Source organism: Xanthobacter variabilis, assembly GCF_043831965.2.
In the GTDB taxonomy this organism is placed as follows: domain Bacteria; phylum Pseudomonadota; class Alphaproteobacteria; order Rhizobiales; family Xanthobacteraceae; genus Xanthobacter.
The window spans coordinates 4188440-4208121 of sequence record NZ_CM195533.1 but is presented as its reverse complement, the minus strand read 5'-3'; the positions used below and the strand labels follow the sequence as shown (position 1 = coordinate 4208121).

At 68.0% G+C, this 19682-nt stretch carries 20 protein-coding genes; 16 read left to right on the top strand and 4 right to left on the bottom strand.

Annotation, left to right across the window (positions count from 1 at the left end):
* The first annotated feature begins 2 nt into the window (after nt 1–2).
* The 9 genes from urtE to V5F26_RS18290 all read left to right on the top strand — a co-directional run bounded on the left by urtE (nt 3) and on the right by V5F26_RS18290 (nt 8921).
* Entirely contained in the window at nt 3–698 is a 696-nt protein-coding gene (gene urtE / locus V5F26_RS18330; RefSeq protein ID WP_394055681.1) for an urea ABC transporter ATP-binding subunit UrtE, read from the top strand.
* Nucleotides 664–1557, top strand: a complete 894-nt coding sequence (locus V5F26_RS18325; protein WP_394947146.1) for an urease accessory protein UreD — start codon at nt 664–666, stop codon at nt 1555–1557. The genes urtE and V5F26_RS18325 overlap by 35 nt, the downstream gene beginning before the upstream one ends.
* Nucleotides 1558–1684: 127 nt before the next feature.
* The gene (locus V5F26_RS18320; RefSeq protein WP_394947147.1) at nt 1685–2305 is read left to right on the top strand and encodes an urease subunit gamma; all 621 of its coding nucleotides are present in this window, start codon (nt 1685–1687) and stop codon (nt 2303–2305) included.
* A gap of 1 nt (nt 2306) precedes the next feature.
* Complete coding sequence (locus tag V5F26_RS18315; protein WP_234051783.1) at nt 2307–2663, top strand: GFA family protein; 357 nt, start codon at nt 2307–2309, stop codon at nt 2661–2663.
* A gap of 10 nt (nt 2664–2673) precedes the next feature.
* A complete protein-coding gene (ureC, locus tag V5F26_RS18310) occupies nt 2674–4383 on the top strand; it encodes an urease subunit alpha (protein ID WP_394947148.1) in 1710 nt (569 codons plus the stop codon).
* A gap of 51 nt (nt 4384–4434) precedes the next feature.
* Entirely contained in the window at nt 4435–5286 is an 852-nt protein-coding gene (gene ureE, locus V5F26_RS18305) for an urease accessory protein UreE (protein ID WP_394947149.1), read from the top strand.
* Entirely contained in the window at nt 5243–6112 is an 870-nt protein-coding gene (locus tag V5F26_RS18300; RefSeq protein WP_394947150.1) for an urease accessory protein UreF, read from the top strand. The genes ureE and V5F26_RS18300 overlap by 44 nt, the downstream gene beginning before the upstream one ends.
* Complete coding sequence (gene ureG / locus V5F26_RS18295) at nt 6109–6732, top strand: urease accessory protein UreG (protein WP_234051785.1); 624 nt, start codon at nt 6109–6111, stop codon at nt 6730–6732. Before V5F26_RS18300 ends, ureG begins: the two co-directional genes overlap by 4 nt.
* A gap of 119 nt (nt 6733–6851) precedes the next feature.
* On the top strand, nt 6852–8921 hold the full coding sequence (locus V5F26_RS18290) for a methyl-accepting chemotaxis protein (protein WP_394055669.1): 2070 nt from the start codon (nt 6852–6854) through the stop codon (nt 8919–8921).
* A 281-nt stretch (nt 8922–9202) separates the two neighbouring features.
* Here the strand turns inward: V5F26_RS18290 and V5F26_RS18285 are convergent, their stop codons facing one another.
* Nucleotides 9203–9685 carry a hypothetical protein gene (locus V5F26_RS18285; protein WP_394947151.1) on the bottom strand — a complete coding sequence of 161 codons (483 nt, stop codon included), beginning with the start codon at nt 9683–9685 and terminating at the stop codon, nt 9203–9205.
* A 114-nt stretch (nt 9686–9799) separates the two neighbouring features.
* Nucleotides 9800–10363, bottom strand: a complete 564-nt coding sequence (locus V5F26_RS18280) for a hypothetical protein (protein WP_394947152.1) — start codon at nt 10361–10363, stop codon at nt 9800–9802.
* Nucleotides 10364–10594: 231 nt separating this feature from the next.
* On the opposite strand from V5F26_RS18280, the gene V5F26_RS18275 reads away from it, so the two are divergent.
* From V5F26_RS18275 to V5F26_RS18250, 6 genes are all read left to right on the top strand, one after another.
* Nucleotides 10595–11314, top strand: a complete 720-nt coding sequence (locus V5F26_RS18275) for a TlyA family RNA methyltransferase (RefSeq protein WP_234051789.1) — start codon at nt 10595–10597, stop codon at nt 11312–11314.
* A gap of 8 nt (nt 11315–11322) precedes the next feature.
* Nucleotides 11323–12543, top strand: coding sequence for a class I SAM-dependent RNA methyltransferase (locus tag V5F26_RS18270; RefSeq protein WP_394947400.1), 1221 nt, complete (start codon nt 11323–11325; stop codon nt 12541–12543).
* Nucleotides 12544–12692: 149 nt separating this feature from the next.
* On the top strand, nt 12693–13601 hold the full coding sequence (gene cysD / locus V5F26_RS18265; RefSeq protein WP_234051790.1) for a sulfate adenylyltransferase subunit CysD: 909 nt from the start codon (nt 12693–12695) through the stop codon (nt 13599–13601).
* Entirely contained in the window at nt 13601–15496 is a 1896-nt protein-coding gene (gene cysN / locus V5F26_RS18260) for a sulfate adenylyltransferase subunit CysN (RefSeq protein WP_394947153.1), read from the top strand. The genes cysD and cysN overlap by 1 nt, the downstream gene beginning before the upstream one ends.
* A gap of 104 nt (nt 15497–15600) precedes the next feature.
* Nucleotides 15601–16218 carry a hypothetical protein gene (locus V5F26_RS18255; RefSeq protein WP_394947154.1) on the top strand — a complete coding sequence of 206 codons (618 nt, stop codon included), beginning with the start codon at nt 15601–15603 and terminating at the stop codon, nt 16216–16218.
* 126 nt (nt 16219–16344) lie between these two features.
* Nucleotides 16345–16983, top strand: coding sequence for a YcgN family cysteine cluster protein (locus tag V5F26_RS18250; RefSeq protein WP_394947155.1), 639 nt, complete (start codon nt 16345–16347; stop codon nt 16981–16983).
* A gap of 17 nt (nt 16984–17000) precedes the next feature.
* Here V5F26_RS18250 and V5F26_RS18245 read toward each other — a convergent pair whose 3' ends face one another.
* The gene (locus tag V5F26_RS18245) at nt 17001–17570 is read right to left on the bottom strand and encodes a TMEM175 family protein (protein ID WP_394947156.1); all 570 of its coding nucleotides are present in this window, start codon (nt 17568–17570) and stop codon (nt 17001–17003) included.
* A 297-nt stretch (nt 17571–17867) separates the two neighbouring features.
* Here V5F26_RS18245 and V5F26_RS18240 point away from each other — a divergent pair, with 297 nt between their 5' ends.
* Nucleotides 17868–18089: a hypothetical protein gene (locus V5F26_RS18240; RefSeq protein ID WP_234051794.1), complete on the top strand. Its 222-nt coding sequence runs from the start codon at nt 17868–17870 to the stop codon at nt 18087–18089.
* 251 nt (nt 18090–18340) lie between these two features.
* Here V5F26_RS18240 and V5F26_RS18235 read toward each other — a convergent pair whose 3' ends face one another.
* Nucleotides 18341–19591 carry an Hsp70 family protein gene (locus V5F26_RS18235; RefSeq protein ID WP_394947157.1) on the bottom strand — a complete coding sequence of 417 codons (1251 nt, stop codon included), beginning with the start codon at nt 19589–19591 and terminating at the stop codon, nt 18341–18343.
* Between the last annotated feature and the right edge of the window lie 91 nt (nt 19592–19682).

Here is a 19682-nt window from a genome sequence, read left to right as displayed (position 1 = left end):
CCATGCTGAAGGTGGATAACCTCGACCTCTATTACGGCGCCGCCTACACGCTGAAGAAGGTTTCGCTCACGGCGGAGGCCGGCAAGGTCACCTGCGTGCTGGGGCGCAACGGGGTGGGCAAGACCTCGCTCCTGCGCGCCATCATGGGGCAGCGGCCCATTGCCGGCGGCTCCATCACGCTGGAGGGCGAGGAGATCTCCAAGCTCTCCACGCCCGATCGCGCCGCGCGCGGCATCGGCTTCGTACCCCAGGGGCGTGAGGTGTTTCCGCTGCTCTCCGTGAAGGAGAATCTGGAGACGGGCTATGCGCGCCTCGCCTCCCGCGACAAGTTCGTGCCCGATGAGGTGTTCGAGCTGTTCCCGGTGCTGAATTCCATGCTGAAGCGGCGCGGCGGCGACCTTTCCGGTGGACAGCAGCAGCAGCTCGCCATTGGCCGCGCCCTGGTCACCCGCCCGCGCCTGCTCTTGCTGGACGAGCCCACCGAAGGCATCCAGCCGTCCATCATCAAGGATATCGGCCGGGCCATCTCCTATCTGCGCGACAAGGGGGATATGGCTATCGTGCTGGTGGAGCAGTATTTCGAGTTCGCCCAGGAGCTGGCCGACAGCTTCATTCTGATGGATCGCGGCGAGGTGCTGGCTTCCGGCGACAGGAGCGGACTGGATGGGGACGACGTGCGCCGCCTCATGGCGATCTGAGGTGACCCGGCCATCTGGGGTGACCTTGCCTGCGCAGACGCCGGCGCCGCGCCGCCAGCGCAGCGAGGGGCGGGTGCATGTGGCGGCGGCGCTGTTCGGCGGCGTCTCGCGCCTGAAGGATCTGGCTGAGGCGGGCAACCTGCGCGCCCGCCTGCCGCGCGGCAGCGAGGGGGTGGAAGCGGTGGTGGTGAACACCGCCGGCGGCGTCGCCTGTGGCGACCTCTTCCGCATTTCCGCGCGGGCGGAGGCCGGGGCCCATCTCACCCTCACCACGCCCGCCGCCGAGAAGGTCTACCGCTCCGATGGCCCGCTGGCCGAGATCGACGTGGCGCTGAGGGCGGAGACGGGGGCGCATCTGGAATGGCTGCCCCAGGAAACCATCCTGTTCGACCGCGCCCGGCTGCGGCGGCGCTATGAAGTGGACCTTGCCGCCGATGCGCGCTTCCTGTCCTTCGAGGCGCTGGTGCTGGGCCGCCTTGCCCATGGGGACGAGATGGGGGAGGGGCATCTGGAGGACCATTGGCGGGTGCGCCGAGATGGGCGCCTTGCCTTTGCTGATGCGCTGCGCCTGACTGGCCCGCTCGGCGCGCTGCTGGCGCGGCCGGCGGTGGCGGCGGGCCACCGGGCGTTCGGCACCCTGCTTTACGTCGCTCCCGATGCCGAGGGGCGCCTTGAGGATGCGCGCGCCCTGCTGGCCGCCGCCGAGCCGGGCGGACCTTGCGAATTCGGGGCGAGCGCCTGGAACGGCCTTCTGGCCGTGCGCTGGCTGGCCGCCGACAGCGCCACATTGCGCCGTGCGGCCGGCTCGTTTCTGATAGGCTTCCGGGGCCGGCCGCTGCCCCGGGTGTGGGCCACGTGATGCCAAAGGCGCGTGAGTGTGACGCACGGGCCATTGGCCGAGCCCGCGCGGCGTTTGAGCGGGCCCATTCGGTACCGGTCGAAGACCGGGGGGAGCGGGTGGAATCGCCAGGACAGGGAGAAGAGCCGTGCTGCTGACGCCGCGCGAAAAGGACAAGCTGTTCATCGCCATGGCCGCCGAAGTGGCCCGCAAGCGCCTCGCCCGCGGGGTGAAGCTGAACCATCCGGAGGCGGTGGCGCTCATCACCGACTTCGTGGTGGAGGGCGCGCGCGACGGCCGGACCGTGGCCGAGCTGATGGATGAAGGCGCCCGCGTGCTCACCACCGACCAGGTGATGGATGGCATCGCCGACATGATCCACGACATCCAGGTGGAGGCGACCTTTCCCGACGGCACCAAGCTCGTCACCGTCCACCACCCCATCCGCGGGGCGCCCTCTGAGCTGGTGCCGGGGGAGATCGCGGCGCGGCCGGGCGATATCGTCTTCAACGAGGGCGCCGAGACGGTGACGCTCACGGTCGCCAATACGGGCGACCGGCCTATCCAGGTGGGCAGCCACTACCATTTTTATGAGACCAACCCGGCCTTGTCGTTCGAGCGGGAGAAGGCGCGCGGCATGCGGCTCGACATCGCCCCCGGCACGGCGGTGCGCTTCGAGCCCGGCGCCACGCGGGAGGTGCGGCTGGTGCCCTTTGGCGGCGGGCGCAAGGTGCAGGGCTTCCGGGGTCAGGTGATGGGGGATCTTTGAGATGGCGGTTCAGCATTATTTCGGCGGCTGCCAGTGCGGCGCCGTGCGCTATGAGGTGGATGCGGACCTCGACCACACCGTGACCTGCAATTGCTCGCGCTGCCGCAAGCTGGGCGCCATCCTGACCTTCGCGCCCGAAAGCGCGTTCAAGCTCGTGTCCGGTGAGGGGGCGACCACCGAATACTTGTTCAATACCCGCAAGATCCATCACCTGTTCTGCTCCACCTGCGGCATCCAGTCCTTTTCGCGGGGCGCGGCGCCGGACGGCACCGCCATGGTGGCCATCAATGCCCGCTGCCTCGACGGCGTGGACGTAAAGAGCCTGACCCCTGTCGAGCACGACGGCGCGAGCCACTGAGGAGCCGGATATGTCCGCAAGAATGCCCCGCTCCGCTTATGCCCACATGTTCGGCCCCACGGTGGGCGACAAGGTGCGGCTCGCCGACACCTCCCTTTTCATCGAGGTGGAGAAGGACTTCACCCGGTATGGGGAGGAGGTGAAGTTCGGCGGCGGCAAGGTGATCCGCGACGGCATGGGCCAATCCCAGGTGCCCAATGCCGATGGCGCCATGGATACGGTCATCACCAATGCCGTCATCCTCGACCATTGGGGGGTGGTGAAGGCCGATGTGGGCCTGAAGAACGGGCGCATCGCCAAGATCGGCAAGGCCGGCAATCCCGATACTCAGGATGGCGTCGACATCATCATCGGCCCCGGCACGGAGATCATCGCGGGCGAGGGCAAGATCCTCACCGCCGGCGGCTTCGACAGCCACATTCACTTCATCTGCCCGCAGCAGATCGAGGAGGCACTGTCCTCCGGCGTCACCACCATGCTGGGCGGAGGCACCGGCCCTGCAACGGGCACGTACGCCACCACCTGCACGCCGGGGCCCTGGCACATCGCCCGTATGATCGAGGCGGCCGACGCCTTTCCCATGAACCTCGCCTTCGCCGGCAAGGGCAACGCATCCCGCCCCGCCGCGCTGGAAGAGATGGTGCTTGCGGGCGCGGCGGCGCTGAAGCTGCATGAGGATTGGGGCACGACCCCGGCGGCCATCGACTGCTGCCTCTCGGTGGCCGATGCCCTCGACGTGCAGGTGATGATCCACACCGACACGCTGAACGAATCGGGCTTCGTGGAAGACACCATCGCCGCCTTCAAGGGCCGCACCATCCACGCCTTCCACACGGAAGGGGCGGGCGGCGGCCATGCGCCGGACATCATCAAGGTGGCGGGCCTGCCGAACGTGCTGCCCTCGTCCACCAATCCGACCCGGCCCTACACCCGCAACACCATCGACGAGCATCTCGACATGCTCATGGTGTGCCATCATCTCGACCCGGAGATCGCGGAGGATCTGGCCTTCGCCGAAAGCCGCATCCGCAAGGAGACCATTGCGGCGGAGGACATCCTGCACGATCTCGGCGCGCTTTCCATGATGAGCTCGGACAGCCAGGCCATGGGCCGGGTGGGCGAGGTCATCATCCGCACCTGGCAGACGGCGGATAAGATGAAGCGCCAGCGCGGCCACCTGCCCGGCGAAACGACCAGCGATAATCTGCGCGCCCGCCGCTACATCGCCAAATACACCATCAATCCCGCCATCGCCCATGGCATGTCGCGCCAGATCGGCTCGGTGGAGCAGGGCAAGCTGGCGGATCTGGTGCTGTGGACCCCGGCCTTTTTCGGCGTGAAGCCGGATCTGGTCATCAAGGGCGGAGCCATCGCCATGGCGCAGATGGGCGATCCCAACGCCTCCATCCCCACGCCGCAGCCGGTGCACTACCGGCCCATGTTCGGCGCCTTTGGCCGGGCGCTGGCCCACACCTCCCTCACCTTCGTGTCCAAGGCGGCGCTGGAAGATGGGCTGGCGGCGCGCCTTGCGGTTTCCAAGGAGCTGGTGGCGGTGGAAAATACGCGCTCCGGCATCTCCAAGAAGAGCATGGTCAACAACGACGCCACCCCGGTCATCGAGGTGGACCCGGAAACCTACGACGTGCGCGCTGATGGCGAATTGCTGGTGTGCGAGCCGGCGGAAAGCCTGCCCATGGCCCAGCGTTACTTCTTGTTCTGACGCCGTCCACGCCGGGCTTCCGGCGGGAATGCTGTAGATTGAGATCGGGAGATGATCCCGGAGGATGAAATGATCCGCGCCACCACCATTGTCCGCCGCCCCGCCGTCCGCACCGAGCGGGTTGCCGATGAGCTGACCCTCGATCACCAGGCCCGCCACCGCCGCCGCTTCGCCTTCACCGCCGATGGGGGCCTCGCCTTCCTGCTCGACCTCGACAAAGCGGCCGTGCTCGACGATGGCGATGCGGTGAAGCTGGAGGACGGCCGCCTTGTGCGCATCAAGGCGGCGCCCGAGCGGCTGATCGAGGTGCGCACCGCAAGCCCCCTGCGGCTCATGAAGGTGGCGTGGCACCTGGGCAACCGGCACGTTCCCGCCGAGCTCACCGAGGACGCCATTTATTTCGCGGACGACCATGTGCTGATGGAGATGGTGCGCGGCCTGGGCGCCGCCACCGCCGTCGTGGAGCGCCCCTTCCGCCCCGAAAAGGGCGCCTACGAGGCTGCCGCCGCCCATGGCGGCCATCACGACCACGATCATGATGGCCATGCCCACCACGAGCACGCTCACGCGCATGGGGAAGAGCATGTGCACGGGCCCGGCTGTGGGCATGAAGAGCACGTTCATGGCCCCGGCTGCGGGCATGACCATGAACACCACGCCCACGAGCACGGGCACGAAGGCCATGTCCATGGCCCGGGCTGTGGGCACGACCATGCCCATGAGCATGCCGATGATCACCCCCATGAGGATGCCCACGGGCACCATGGCCACGAGAGCCACGGCCACGAGCACCACGGCCACGGGCATGAAAGCTCGCAGCCCCAGGCTGGTGAGCACGCCCATGAGGGGGCGCACGCGCATGCCTATGATCACGGCGCGGGCCACAGCCAACGGCATGGCTGATATCGCGGTCACGAACGGGCCATCGGCCGCCGGCCTCAGCGTTGCGACGGCGGTGGAGCCGCCCAATGAGCCGGCCCCCCTTGCGCATTCCGTATCGCGTGGCGGCGCGGTGGGGGATGCGGCCGGCGAGCCCCCACCCGGCGGGGGCGTGACGCTTGGCCTGCTGCCGCTGTTCGCATGGCTCTCGCCGGCCTTTCCGGTGGGGGCCTATGCCTATTCCCACGCCCTCGAATGGGCGGTGGAGGCCGGCGACGTCGAGACCCCCGCGCAGCTGCTGTCGTGGCTGGAAGACGTGTTCGCCCACGGCTTCGCGCGCACCGATGCCATCCTTCTCGCCCACTCTTATGCTGCCGCTCACGCGGGCAACGGGCACACGCTGCGGGATGTGAATGACCTGGCCGTGGCGCTCGCGCCCTCCGCCGAGCTGCGGCTGGAGACCTGCCAGCAGGGCCGCTCCTTCCTTGATGCGGTGAGCGCCGCGTGGCCCGCGCCGCGCTTGGCCGAATTCGCCCCGCTGCTGGTGCCGGAGGCCGCCTATGCGGTGGCGCTGGGGCTGGCGGGCGCGGCCCATGGCATCGCGCTCGCGCCGGTGCTGGAAGCCTTCCTTCTCGGCCTGGCGCAAAATCTCGTCTCGGCCGCCGTGCGCCTTGCCCCCATTGGCCAGACGGCGGGCACGAAGGTGGTGGCGGCCCTGGCGCCCCACGCCCGCGCGCTCGCGGCGGAGGCGCCCGCGCTCACGCTGGATGAGATCGGCAGCGCCACCTTTCGCGCCGATCTCGGCAGCTTTCGCCACGAAACCCAATATACGAGGCTGTTCCGCTCATGAGCTCCAGCAAATCCCCCCTGCGCGTCGGCATTGGCGGGCCCGTCGGCTCGGGCAAGACGGCGCTCATGGAGGCCCTGTGCAAGGCCTTCCGCGATCGCTACGACGTCTGCGCCATCACCAACGACATCTACACCAAGGAGGATGCGCGCCTGCTCACGGTGGCCGGCGCCCTGCCGCCCGAGCGCATCCTGGGGGTGGAAACCGGCGGCTGCCCGCACACGGCCATTCGCGAGGATGCCTCCATCAACCTGCGGGCGGTGGCCGACATGCAGGCGAAGTTTCCGGCGCTCGACGTGGTGCTGATCGAATCCGGCGGGGACAACCTGGCCGCCACTTTTTCCCCGGAGCTGGCCGATATCACCATCTATGTGATCGACGTGGCGGGTGGCGAGAAGATCCCGCGCAAGGGCGGGCCCGGCATCACCCGCTCGGACCTGCTGGTGGTGAACAAGACCGACCTCGCGCCGCTGGTGGGAGCCGACCTCAAGGTGATGGAAGACGACACCATCCGCATGCGCGCCGGGCGACCTTACGTCTTCTCCGCCATCCGCAATGGCAGCGGGGTGGAGGCCGTGGCGCGCTTTATCGAAACGGCGGGCGGGCTCGGCGATCCGGCCTAAGTCTCCGGATTGCCGAAGGTATTTTATTCCGGATAGGATTGCGACTCGCTGTCAATCCGTGGTCATTGGGTACAGCTAGAAGTATCCCGTAAGTGACTATGGCGGGCGGGGAGTGTATCATGCGTTTGGCCGATCTGGGCATCCGGACGAAACTCGTCCTTGCTGCGGGTGCGTTGAGCATCCTGTCCATGCTGGTTGTGGCGGGCGTCAGCCTGTGGGTGTCTGCCCGGGCCGCCACGCGGGACGCGGAGGCACGCGCCGAGGCGCTGCTTGGCCAATATGAGCAGACCATTGCCGCGCAGATGTCCCGTTCCATCACCATCGCGCAATCGGGCGCGCTGGCGGTGGAGGGGCTGCTTGAGGCGAACATGGTGGATCGGGACGCGCTCGGCGGCCTGATGCTGCGCATGGTGCGCGAAAATCCCCAATTGGTGGGCATGACGCTGGCCTTCGAACCCAATGGGCTGGAAGGCCGGGACGCCGATTTCGTCTCCCACCCCTACTCTGACGCGGCCGGGCGCTTCGTGCCCTATTTCTTCCATAAGCCCGACGGCTCCGTGGATGTCGAAAAGCTCGTCATGACCAAGGAGGCCGGCACCGAGAACTGGTATGATCGGCCGGTGCGCGAGAACCGGGCCCTGGTCACCCCGCCTTACGAATATCCCGTGAACGGCGAGAACCTGCTGATGACCACCAGCAGCGTGGTGGTGCGCCGCAACGGCAAGCCCATCGGCATCGTCACCACCGATCTGCCGCTGACCGGCATCACCCGTTTCGTGCAGACGCTGCGGCCCTTTGGCGATGGCCGGGTGGCGCTGGTGGGCACGAATGATCTGTGGATCGCCAACAGCGATCCCAAGCTCCTCGGCAAGCCGGTCACGGACCCGTCGCTCAGGGCGCTGCTCGATGCCGCCAAGCGGGGCGAGACCGCGACCGGGCAGCGGGAGGACGCGACGGGCACATGGTCGCTGATGGCGGCGCCGGTCACGCTGTCAGGGGTCAATGAGCGCTGGGTGCTGGTGATGAGCGTGCCGGAGGCCACCTTGTTCGCCACCGTTACGGACACGCGGAACAAGCTGCTGCTGACGGCGGTGGTGACGCTGGCCCTTATCCTGGTGCTGGTGTTCTTCGGTGCCGGCGCCCTGGCGCGCCCGATCCACCGCATGACCGAGAAGATGCGTCTTCTGGCCAGCGACGACACCTCGATCGCGGTGGACGACATGGACCGCAAGGACGAGATCGGCGAGATGGCGCGGGCGGTGGACGTGTTCCGCCTCAATGCCATCGCGCGCAGGGAACACGAGGCCGCCGCCCAGCAGGCGAACGAGGCCCGCATGGCCCGCCAGGCCCGGATCGACGCGTTGATCCAGGGCTTCCGCCAGACGGCAAACACCGTGATCAATGATGTCAACGGCGCCATGCGTGAGCTCGATACCGTGTCCGGCGCGCTGATCGGAGCGGCCGAGACGAGCCAGCGCGACTCCGCGTCGGCGCTTCAGACCTCGCAGAGCGCATCGGGCAATGTGCAGGCCGTGGCTGGCGCGGCGGAAGAGCTGAGCGCCTCCATCTCCGAGATCGCCCAGCAGATCGCGCGCACCGAGCAGATGGTGGGTAAGGCCACCGAAGGGGCGGGCGTTGCCAATACCAAGATTGCCGGCCTGGCGGAGGCCGTCTCCCGCATCGGTGAGGTGGTGGGGCTGATCGAGGCCATCGCGCAGCAGACCAACCTGCTGGCCTTGAACGCCACCATAGAGGCCGCGCGCGCCGGCGAGGCGGGGCGCGGGTTCGCCGTGGTGGCGGCGGAAGTGAAGGACCTTGCGGAGCAGACCGCGCGGGCCACCCATGACATCGCGCAGCACATCTCCTCGGTCCAGACCGAGACGGCGGAGGCGGTGGACGCCATCCGGGCCATCGTGAGCCTGATGGAAGAGGTGGAGCACTATGCCACCGCCATCGCCGGCGCCATCGAGGAACAGACCGTAGCCACCACGGAGATCAGCTCGAATATCGAGAGCGCTGCGGCCGGTACCAGCCAGGTGGCGGCGGATATCGGCGGCCTGAACATCGCGGTGGCCGGCACCAGTGCCTCGGCGACCCGCGTGCAGGATGCCTCGCACTCGGTGGGAGCGGCGACAACGCGCCTCGACACCGAGATTGACGGCTTCCTGAAACAGGTGGCCGCGGCCTGAGGCCGGGGGCTGCGCGCGGGGCGGGAGCGTCTTCAAGCGAAGAGGCTCCCGGTTCGCGTGAGGAAAGTGCTTTAAGTCAAGACGCTAAAGGATTTCTCCGCTTCCGTGAGCGGAGGAGTGCCCAGTCCCGCGCGCCATAGCCGCGGGGCTCGGATCCGCGCGGGCGATGTGGTGCCGCACGGAAGCGGCGGCGCCGCGGGCACCGCCATGGCGCTCCCGAGAGGGGGCGGTGACTGGCCGCTCGGGGCGTCAGTTTTGTCCGCCCTCGGTCATGTCCGGCTTCAATTCTTGGGCTTGCAGGCGGCCTCGAAGGCGGTGAGGGCCTCGCCGGCGCCGGAAAGGCTGATCTTCTGCTTCATCCCCTTCACCTCGACGGTGAGGGAGGAGCCGCCCTTCAGGAGCGCCTTGACGTCGGCGAGCTTGGTGAGCGCTTCCACGTCCACGGCATTGTTCTCCTCATTGCCCACGGCCTTGCCGTTGAGCGTCTTCTTGACGCTGCCGGTGGACAGGATGAGCCGTGCGGCGGCCTCCCGCTCCAGGCCCTTGGAGCCGATCTGGCTTTGCGCGGTCACGCTGTCCGAGCCGGGCTTGCAGAGGAAGAACAGCATCACCTCGTCGGTCTCCGGCACGCCGAAGACGAGCGCGGCGCTCTCCTCGGTCTGCTGGAGGTGCCACGACATCTTCTGCTGAGCCGTGGCCGGCAGCGTGAGCGCCGCCGTGGCGGCAACGGACATGAGGGGCAGGAGGACGAGCGGGCGGAGCATGGTCGTGTTCCAGTTGATCCGGCGCGGATCATACTGCCTGTCACGGGAAGTTGAAGGGGCTCGCGCGCGCTGTCCGTGCGCGAGCCTTAACGCCCCGTCTCCAGGCGCTGCGGGCTACCGCCGGGGCTGGCAGGCGCGGCGGAAATCGGCCAGCTTCATCTTGGCGCCGGTTAGCGGAAAGCTGGCGGTGGCGCCCGGCGCGCGCACCGTCAGGGTGTCCCCGTCGGCGAGCAGGTCGAGCACGCGCTCGTCAAAGCTCACGGCCGCTTCCGCCACCACCAGCCCGTCGCTGGCGCCGCGAAAGGTGGAGGCGGCGAGCTCCAGCCGGCGCTTGCCGGCGGACAGGGAAAGCGCCACCCCTTCGCCCGAATGGATCTTGGCGGACTTCACCTCGACGGTGAACTGCAGCAGGCCAGCACTGGGCTGGCACCCCACGGCGAAGACCGGGTCCGCCGCTCCCGGCGCGCCGAAGCGCAGCACGATGGTTTCATCGGCCCGCGCGATCAGCCACACGCGATTGTCCTTCGGGGCGTCGCTGTGCTTGGCGGGCTTGGCCCTTTCCCCGTGGGAGGTGGCCGCCCAGGCCCCCGTCGCGCCCGGCCAGAGGGCCAGGAGGCTGGAAAAAACGAGGCTCAGGGCGATTTCGGCTGGTGCACGCTTCGGCTTGGTCTGCTGCATGGTTCCCGGTTCCGTCGCGCGCCGACGCCCCCGGCGGCGGTCGTGACCGTCCCGGATCGCGCTTCCTTGCCACTCAATGGTCAATTTGCTTCCCCAACGGGCTTGGCATATCACGGCCTTTATCCGCTCGCGACGGCGCAAGCTACGGCTTTGCGTCGCGGGGCAGCCGCAAGGCTCGGCCGCAGGTGGAAAAGCCGCACGTCGGGGCGGGGCTGGAGCAGGGCGCCGGGCATGCGCATTGATCGATTGTTGGTGGAGCGGGGCCTGTTCGAAAGCCGGGCCCGGGCCCAGGCCGCGCTGGCCGCGGGGCTGGTGAAGGTGGATGGCGCCGTCGTCACCAAGCCGGCGGCGGAGGTGGCGGAAGATGCCCGCATCGAGGCGCGCGATGTCCATGATTTCGTCTCGCGCGGGGGCATGAAGCTGGAAGCGGGCCTGAAGGCCTTTGGAATCAATCCCATCGGGCTGCGCGCGCTGGATGTGGGCGCCTCCACCGGCGGCTTCACGGATGTGCTGCTGCGCCGGGGCGCCGCCCATGTGTTCGCCGTGGATGTGGGGCGCGAGCAGTTCCACGCCAGCCTGAGGGGCCGGCCGGACATTACCCTGATGGAGGAAACCGACATCCGGAGCCTGGACCGCGCGGCGGTACCGGGAGCGGTGGACCTGGTGGTGGTGGATGTCAGCTTCATCTCGCTGCGGCAGGTGCTGCCGGCGGCGCTGGCCTTCGCCGCCCCGCGCGCGCGGCTGGTGGCGCTGGTGAAGCCCCAGTTCGAGGCTGGCCGGGATGCGCTGAAGAAGGGCATCGTCCGTGATCCGGCGGCGCGGCAGGAGGTCTGCACCGCCAGCGAGGACTTCGTGACGAGCCTGGGCTGGCGGGTTTCAGGGCTCGTGCCGTCGCCCATCACCGGCGGCGACGGCAATGTGGAATATCTTCTGGGAGCGGAGCGCCCGTGACGGCGACGATGGTGGATCTTCAGGTGCGCCGCCTGGGCGCGCAGGGTGACGGCGTGGCCGAAGGGCCGGCCGGCCCCGTTTTCATGCCTTATGTGCTGCCCGGCGAGACGGTGCGCGGCGCCCTGGAGGGCGAGCGGCTCGTCGTGGCCGAGATCCTGGAGCCGAGCGCGGATCGCGTGGCGCCGGCCTGCGCCCATTTCGGCCGCTGCGGCGGCTGCCTGCTCCAGCACTGGAGCCTTGAGCCCTATTTCGAGTGGAAGCGCACCCTGGTGGTGGAGGCGCTGCGGCGCGAGGGCCTGGACGCCGAGGTGGCGCCGCTGATCGACGCCCATGGCGACGGGCGCCGGCGCGTCATCTTCCATGCCCGACAATATGGCCCGCGCACGGTGGTGGGCTTTGCCGAGCGCAAGTCGCACGCCATGGTGGCGCTGGAATCCTGCCCGGTGCTGGCGCCGGGCCTGGACCGGGCGCTGCCCGCCGCCCGCGCGGTGGCGGAGGTGTTGGCGCCGCTGAAAAAGCCGCTCGACCTCCAGGTGATCGCCACCGATACCGGGCTCGACATGGATGTGCGCGGCTCCGGCCCGCTGCCGCCGGCGCTGCTGATGGACGTGGCCGCCCTGGCGGACCGCTTCAATCTCGCGCGCCTCACCCGCCATGGGGAGCTGGTGCTGCAGCGGGTCGCGCCGGTGCTGGCCATGGGCGCCGCGCGGGTGGAGCTGCCGCCGGCCGCCTTCCTGCAGGCCACCCGCGCCGGCGAGGAATTGCTGTCGCAGGCGGTGCTCGCGGCCACCGAGGGCGCGAAGCATGTGGCGGACCTGTTCGCCGGGGTGGGCACGTTCGCCCTGCGCCTGGCTGCCCGTGGGCGCGTCTTTGCTGCCGAAAGCCACGCGCCGGCCCTCGTCGCCCTCCTGAAGGCCGCCCACGCGCCGGGCCTCAAGGCGGTGAAGGGCGAGGCGCGAGACCTGTTCCGCCGCCCGCTGATGGCCCAGGAGCTGGCCGCCTTCGACGCGGTGGTGATCGACCCGCCCCGCCAGGGCGCCGAGGCCCAGGCCCGCGAGCTGGCCGCCGCCAAGGTGGAGCGGCTCGTCTACGTCTCCTGCAACGCCACCACCTTCGCCCGTGACGCGCGGCTGCTGGTGGATGGCGGCTGGCGGCTCGGCGGCGTGACGCCGGTGGACCAGTTCCGCTACTCCCCCCATGTGGAGCTGGTGGCCACCTTCAGCCGGTGATGCCAAAACGACTGTATTTTGATGTGAAATAAATTACATATCAAAATTGTATGGATTATATCTCTTAAGACATCTATGTCTGGTGAAATAGGTGCCCACAAGGGGCGCCCATGCCGGGGCCGGCAGGGCAGGCAGGAGAGTGCGGGTCGATGTCGTCTGAGCGCATGACGCATTTGAAGCGTCTGGAGGCCGAATCCATCTTCATCATGCGGGAGGTGGCGTCCGAGTTCCGCAATCCGGTGATGCTCTATTCCATCGGCAAGGATTCGGCCGTGATGCTGCATCTGGCGGTGAAGGCGTTCTACCCGTCCAAGCCGCCTTTTCCCCTGATGCACATCGACACCACCTGGAAGTTCCGCGAGATGATCGCCTTCCGGGACCGCATGGCCAAGGAGCTGGGCTTCGAGCTCATCACCTATACCAATCCCGAGGGGCTGGCGCAGAACATCAATCCGTTCGACCACGGCTCCAGCCTCTATACCCATGTGATGAAGACCGAGGCGCTGAAGCAGGCGCTGACCAAGCATGGCTTCGACGCGGCCTTTGGCGGCGCCCGCCGGGACGAGGAGAAGAGCCGCGCCAAGGAGCGCATCTTCTCCTTCCGCACCGCCAATCACGGCTGGGACCCCAAGACCCAGCGCCCGGAGCTGTGGAACCTCTACAACACCCGGGTGAAGGCGGGGGAGAGCATCCGCGTGTTCCCGCTCTCCAACTGGACCGAGCTCGATATCTGGCAATACATCCTGGCCGAGCGCATCCCCATCGTGCCGCTGTATTTCGCGGCCGAGCGGCCGGTGGTGGAGCGGGGCGGGCAGCTCATCATGGTGGATGACGCGCGCCTGCCGCTGAACCCCGGCGAGGTGCCGCAGATGAAGCGCATCCGCTTCCGCACCCTGGGCTGCTACCCGCTCACCGCCGCGGTGGAGAGCGATGCCGATACGCTGGAGGCCATCGTGGGCGAGATGCTCACGGCCCGCACCTCCGAGCGCGCCGGCCGCCTCATCGACCATGACGAAGCCGCCTCCATGGAAAAGAAGAAGCGCGAGGGCTATTTCTGATGTCCGCCCAGCCCGAATTTTCCAGCTTCAGCGATTATCTGGCCGCCCAGGAAGGCAAGAGCCTGCTGCGCTTCCTCACCTGCGGCAGCGTGGACGACGGCAAGAGCACCCTCATCGGCCGCCTGCTCTACGACACCAAGCTGTTGTTCGAGGACCAGCTCGCCACCCTTTCCGCCGACAGCCGCAAGCACGGGACGGCCGGGGCGGACCTGGATTTCGCGCTGCTGGTGGATGGCCTTGCCGCTGAGCGTGAGCAGGGCATCACGATCGATGTGGCCTATCGCTTCTTCGCCACCGACAAGCGCAAGTTCATCGTCGCCGACACGCCCGGCCACGAGCAGTACACCCGCAACATGGCCACCGGCGCGTCCAATTCGGACCTGGCGGTGATCCTGGTGGACGCCCGCCAGGGCATCCTCACCCAGACCCGCCGGCATTCCTACATCGTGAAGCTGCTGGGCCTGCGCCATGTGGTGCTGGCGGTGAACAAGATCGACCTCGTGGATTTCTCCCAGGAGCGGTTCGACGAGATCGTGCGCACTTATGCTGATTTCGCGGCTGATTTCGGCTTCGAGACCCTGGTGCCCATCCCCCTGTCCGCCCGCTTCGGCGACAATGTGATCGAGCGCAGCGCCAACACACCCTGGTATACCGGCCCGAGCCTTCTGGAGCACCTGGAGACGGTGGAGGTGGAGAGCCACGCTCTGGCCCGCCCGTTCCGCATGCCGGTGCAGTGGGTGAACCGGCCGAATCTGGATTTCCGCGGCTTCTCCGGCACCATCGTGTCGGGCTTCGTGCGGCCGGGGGACGCCGTGGTGGTGGCCGGCTCCGGCGCCACCAGCCGCGTCAAGTCCATCGTCACCAAGGATGGCGACCTGGAGGAGGCCGGCGCCGGTGAGGCGGTGACGCTCACCCTTACCGACGAGGTCGACGTCTCCCGTGGCGATGTGCTGGCGGCGGCCGCCGATCGGCCGGAAGTGTCCGACCAGTTCGCCGCCCATCTCATCTGGATGAATGAGGAGCCGCTGCTGCCGGGCCGGCCCTATCTCATCAAGATGGGCACCCGCACGGTGGGGGCGCAGGTCACCGAGATCAAGCACAAGCTGGACGTGAACACGTTCCAGCATCTCGCCGCCAAGACGCTCCAGCTCAACGAGGTGGCGGTGGTGAACCTCGCCACCCATGAGCCCATCGCTTTCGATCCGTTCGCCGACGTGCCGGAGACCGGGGCCTTCATCGTCATCGACCGCATGAGCAACCTCACGGTCGGCGCCGGCATGGTGGATTTCGGCTTGAGGCGCGCCACCAACGTGCATTGGCAGGCGCTCAACGTCTCCAAGGACAGCCGCGCCGCCATGAAGGGGCAGAAGCCGGTGGTGCTGTGGTTCACCGGCCTCTCCGGCGCCGGCAAGTCCACGGTGGCGAACCTGGTGGAGAAGAAGCTCAACGCCGAGGGGCGCCACACCTACATGCTCGACGGCGACAATGTGCGCCACGGTCTCAACCGCGATCTCGGCTTCACCGAGGCGGACCGGGTGGAGAACATCCGCCGCGTGGCCGAGGTGGCGCGGCTGTTCGTGGATGCCGGCCTCATCACACTGGTGTCCTTCATCTCGCCCTTCCGCGCCGAGCGGCAGATGGCGCGCGAGCTGATGGGCGCGGGCGAGTTTGTCGAGATCTTCGTGGATACCCCGTTGGCGGTGGCCGAAAGCCGCGATGTGAAAGGGCTCTACAAGAAGGCGCGCGCCGGCCAGATCAAGAACTTCACCGGCATCGACAGCCCCTACGAGCCGCCGGAATCCCCCGAGATCCGCCTGGAAGGCGGGGTGCACGCGCCGCAGGAAATGGCCGACCAGATCGTGCAGCATCTGAAGGCCCGCGGCTATCTGAGCTGAGCCCCTCCGGCGCCCTGTGATCGCGATTAGCGCCGCGCCTTGTGATTTGATGCGATGTCATATTGGGCTACCCTCTCTCGGCCACGTCCTGTGAGGGGGCCGTCATGGGGATCCGGATCGCAGCGCGTGCCGTAGCCGTTGTCGCCGTTGCCACGGCGGCCTTGCTGGCGATACCGGCGCGGGCGCAGGAGCTGAGCTTCGATTGCTCCGGCCCCCTGGTCGCATCGGCCAGCCAGTCGACCCTGGCGAAGGTCTTCGGCGGGCCCGCGGTGAAGCGCGCGAAAGTCCCCGGCGCCGAGGGCGCGGAGGAGGAGGGCACCCTCCTGTTCCCCGATGATCCGGTGCGGCGGGCGGAAATCCTCTGGCAGGACGATGCCCGGCGCCAGGAGCCGGCATCGCTGACGGTGCGCGAAGGGGCGGTGGGCTGGCGCACGCCGGCGGGCATTGGCGTCGGCTCCACGCTGGAAGCGGTGCAGGCTGCCAATGGCAGGCCCTTCGTCCTTTCCGGCTTCGAGTGGGATTATGGCGGCATGGCCGGTGAGTGGTCCGGCGGCAAGCTGGCTCGGTCCGGCTGCCGCATCCTGCTGCGCTTCGCGCCCGGGCCCGAGGCCGATCCCAAGCGCATCACCAAGGTGAGCGGCGATCGCGAGTTTCGGTCCGACGATGCGGCCATGCGCGCAGTGCGGCCGGTGGTGTCCGAGATGGTGCTGATGTGGGATTGAGAGGCGGGCGCCAGCCGGGAGCGAGGCGTCCGGCGAGCGCGGAGGGTATGAAGAATGTGCGTCAGCTCAATAAGCTAGAGCATTTCCCCGTTTCCGCGGATCGCGGAAATGTTCTAAAGATGCCCCATGAAGCCGCCCGCTGAAACGCCGCCCGTTGAAACGCCGCCCGCCGCCCCCTCCACGCCCGCTGCCGGGACCGAGCCCGAACAGCCCTTCTGGCGCACCACGCCGCTCGCGGCCATGAACGCCGAGCAGTGGGAGAGCCTGTGCGACGGCTGCGGGCGCTGCTGCCTCGTGAAGATGGAGGACGAGGAAACCGGCGTCGTGGTCTATACCGACGTCGCCTGCCAGCTGTTCGACACCGGCACCTGCCGCTGCTCCGATTATGCAAACCGCTCGCAAAAGGTGGAGGATTGCGTTCGCCTCACGCCCGAGGCGGTTGCCACCCTCTCCTGGCTGCCGCCCACCTGCGCCTATCGCCTGCTCCAGGAGGGCCAGGACCTGCCATTCTGGCACCCGCTGGTTTCCGGGGACCGCGACAGCGTGCGCGCGGCGGGCATCTCCGTGGCCGGCCGGGTGGCGGGGCTGGAGGATGATTACGGCGTGTTCGAGCTGATCGACCGGCTGGTCACCTGGCCCGTCCGTTGGCCTAAGGGTGCCAAGGGGCCTAAGGGTGCCAAGGGGCCTAAGGGTGCCAAGGGGCCGCAGAGTGCCAAGCCGAAGGGCAAGGACAAGGATAAGGGCAAGAAGAAGCGCAAGGGTTAGGCTGCCGGCAAGGGCGCTCAGCGGAATGGCGGCAGGCGGCCCAGCACGTTGAGCAGGTAGGCATACATGGCGTAGTGCGGCGCCCTGAGGCTGACCAGCACGGAGGCCAGCGCGGAAACGATGAACAGCATCATGCGCCGTTCTCCACGCCGCGCCTCGGCCTGCATGGGTTCTGGAATTTCCAGCCGGTGCAGGGGGATGGAGAGGATGCCGAGGGCCGCCATGTTGGCCCCATAGATCCAGACCGCCGGCGGGAACTGCCCATAGCGGCCCACCAGGGCCGATGAGAAGGGCACCATGGTGACGAACAGCAGGTACCACAACCATAGATGCATGGGGCCGGCCGCCACCTCGTCCGTGTCGTGACGCACGGAAATCACGTTGCGCCACATGGCGGCGAGCACGAAGAACGAAATGACATAGGCCACCACCTGCGGCGAGAGCGCGCTCAGCTGCTGCCAGAGAGCCTCCGTCGAGGTGACCTCCACCGCTTCCGGCACGCGGATATCCACCACCAGCAGGGTCATGGCGAAGGCAAAAATGCCATCGGTCAGGGCATCGACACGGGGCTTGGGAAAGGGGCGCATGGGGGCCGTCGCGATTCCAGGTGGGCGTTAGTGTAGACGGCCTGATGCGGATCGAGGCAAGCCAATCCCGTGTGCAAGACACCGCGCTGCCGCCGGCCGGCGGGGCTGGGCCTGAGGCCGGCGGCGACAAGGCCGGCGCCCTGAATGCGCGGTTTTTGATCGTGATCAAGGTTTGCTCACGGCGCCTGTGTTTACCTTGCCAGCGAGGGGTTTTCCGCAGGTGAGAGAGCCACATGCGGGGCCTCTTCGGTTCCAGTCGCCTTTTTGGCGAGCCCTGCATTCATCACGGAGCATTCCATGTCCGCCGTTGCCCAGACCGCCGATGAAGTCCTCATTCACGTCCGCTTCCACCCCAATGCCGAGGTGTGGACCATCGACAGCTGCCCTGAGGGCGTGAGCCCCAAGGCTTGGTATGAGCGCCTGCTGGCCGGTGCCTCTTCCTATTACCAGACCCTGTCCAACGGCCGCGGCTTCTTCCGCATCCCGTCCGCCACCTTCGCCGGCCTCTCCGCCAAGTGAGAAGGTGATGGGGCTGATCACCGCCGCTTCCGTGGTGGGGGTGATCGCCTTGCGGTGTGCTGGCGGCGGCGCGGGCTATCGGGCGTCCGCCGTCACACAAGGCGAGCTGCATTTCAAAAGCTGAGCCTTGCCAGGCGCCCATTGAGAGGCGCCAGCATTTTCAGGGCATCCTGGCGACCACGCCGGGATGCCTTTTTTGCGTCTGGCAGGGATTCGCCCGGGCGCTCAGGGGCGGGGCAGGGGCCCCGCTTTCACTGCGGGAAGCGGCGCCCCGCCGCGATGGTGAGGCCGACCCCCACCGAGCCGAAGGTGTCGCCCTCCACCACCTTGGCGGTGGGCAGGGCCGCGGTGATGGCGGCGCGCACATGGGCAAGGCGCGTGGACCCGCCGGTGAGGAAGAGCGCATCGATGCGCTCCGCGCCCACCCCGGCCTGCTTCAGCACCGTATCGATGCGGCGGGAGATTCGGGCGGCCAGCTCGGCGGTGTTTTCCTTCAGCTCCTGGCGGCTGATGCCCAGGGTGAAGCCCGCCTTCAGCCACTCCAGCGGAATATGCGTGTCCGGCGCCTCGGCAAGGCCGATCTTGGCGCCCTCCACCGCACCGGCCAAAGCGTGGCCGCGGCGCTCCTCGATCACCTGTTCCAGGCGTTCCAGGCGCTCGGGTTCCATGGCATCGCGCTTCACCTCGCGGATTTCCCGCGCCACCTTGGGCTCATAGACGCGATTGATGGAGTGCCAGCTGGCAAGGTCGTGGAAATAGCTCGACGGCACGTCGATATTCTTGCCACGCATGGGGCTGCCATAGCCCAGAAGCGGCATCAGCGTGCTGAGGCTCAGCACCCGGTCGAAATCGGTGCCGCCGATGCGCACGCCGTCATTGGCCAGGATGTCGTCGCCGCGCTCGGCCTGCGCGCGCCGCTCCGGGCTGATGCGGACGATGGAGAAGTCGGAGGTGCCGCCGCCGATGTCCGCGATCAGCGCCAGTTCCTCGGCGTCGATCTGCTGTTCGTAGTCGAGGGCCGCGGCGATGGGCTCGTACTGGAACAGCACATCCCGAAAGCCGATCTCGCCGGCAATGAGGCGCAGGGTATCCTCGGCCTTGCGGTCGCCCTCCGGGTCGCCGTCCACGAAGTGTACCGGGCGCCCATGCACCACCGCGTCGAGGGGGCGGCCGGCGGTGGCCTCGGCCCGGTGCTTCACTTCCGCCAAAAAGCGGGTGATGACGGTGCGGAAGGGCGCGCGCTCGCGGCCGATTCGCGTCGCCTCGTCGATCAGCGCGCTGCCGAGCACGGATTTGAGCCCGCGCATGAGCCGGCCTTCCACGCCCTCCACATAGGCCTCGATGGCCGCGCGGCCGATGCGATAGGTGCCGTCCGTGCCGAAAAACACGGCGCTTGGCACCGTGAGGTGGGCGCCCTCGAGCGCGCACAGGCGGGCCCGGCCTTCCGTCAGAATGCCGAGTGTGGTGTTCGATGTGCCGAAATCCAGGCCGCAGGCGCTCATGTCAGTCTCCGGAAGGGGCGTGTCAGACCAGAGTTGCGGGCTCTTTTCAAGGCTTCCGCGGAGGCGACCGCCATGCGATGGCTGCATGCAA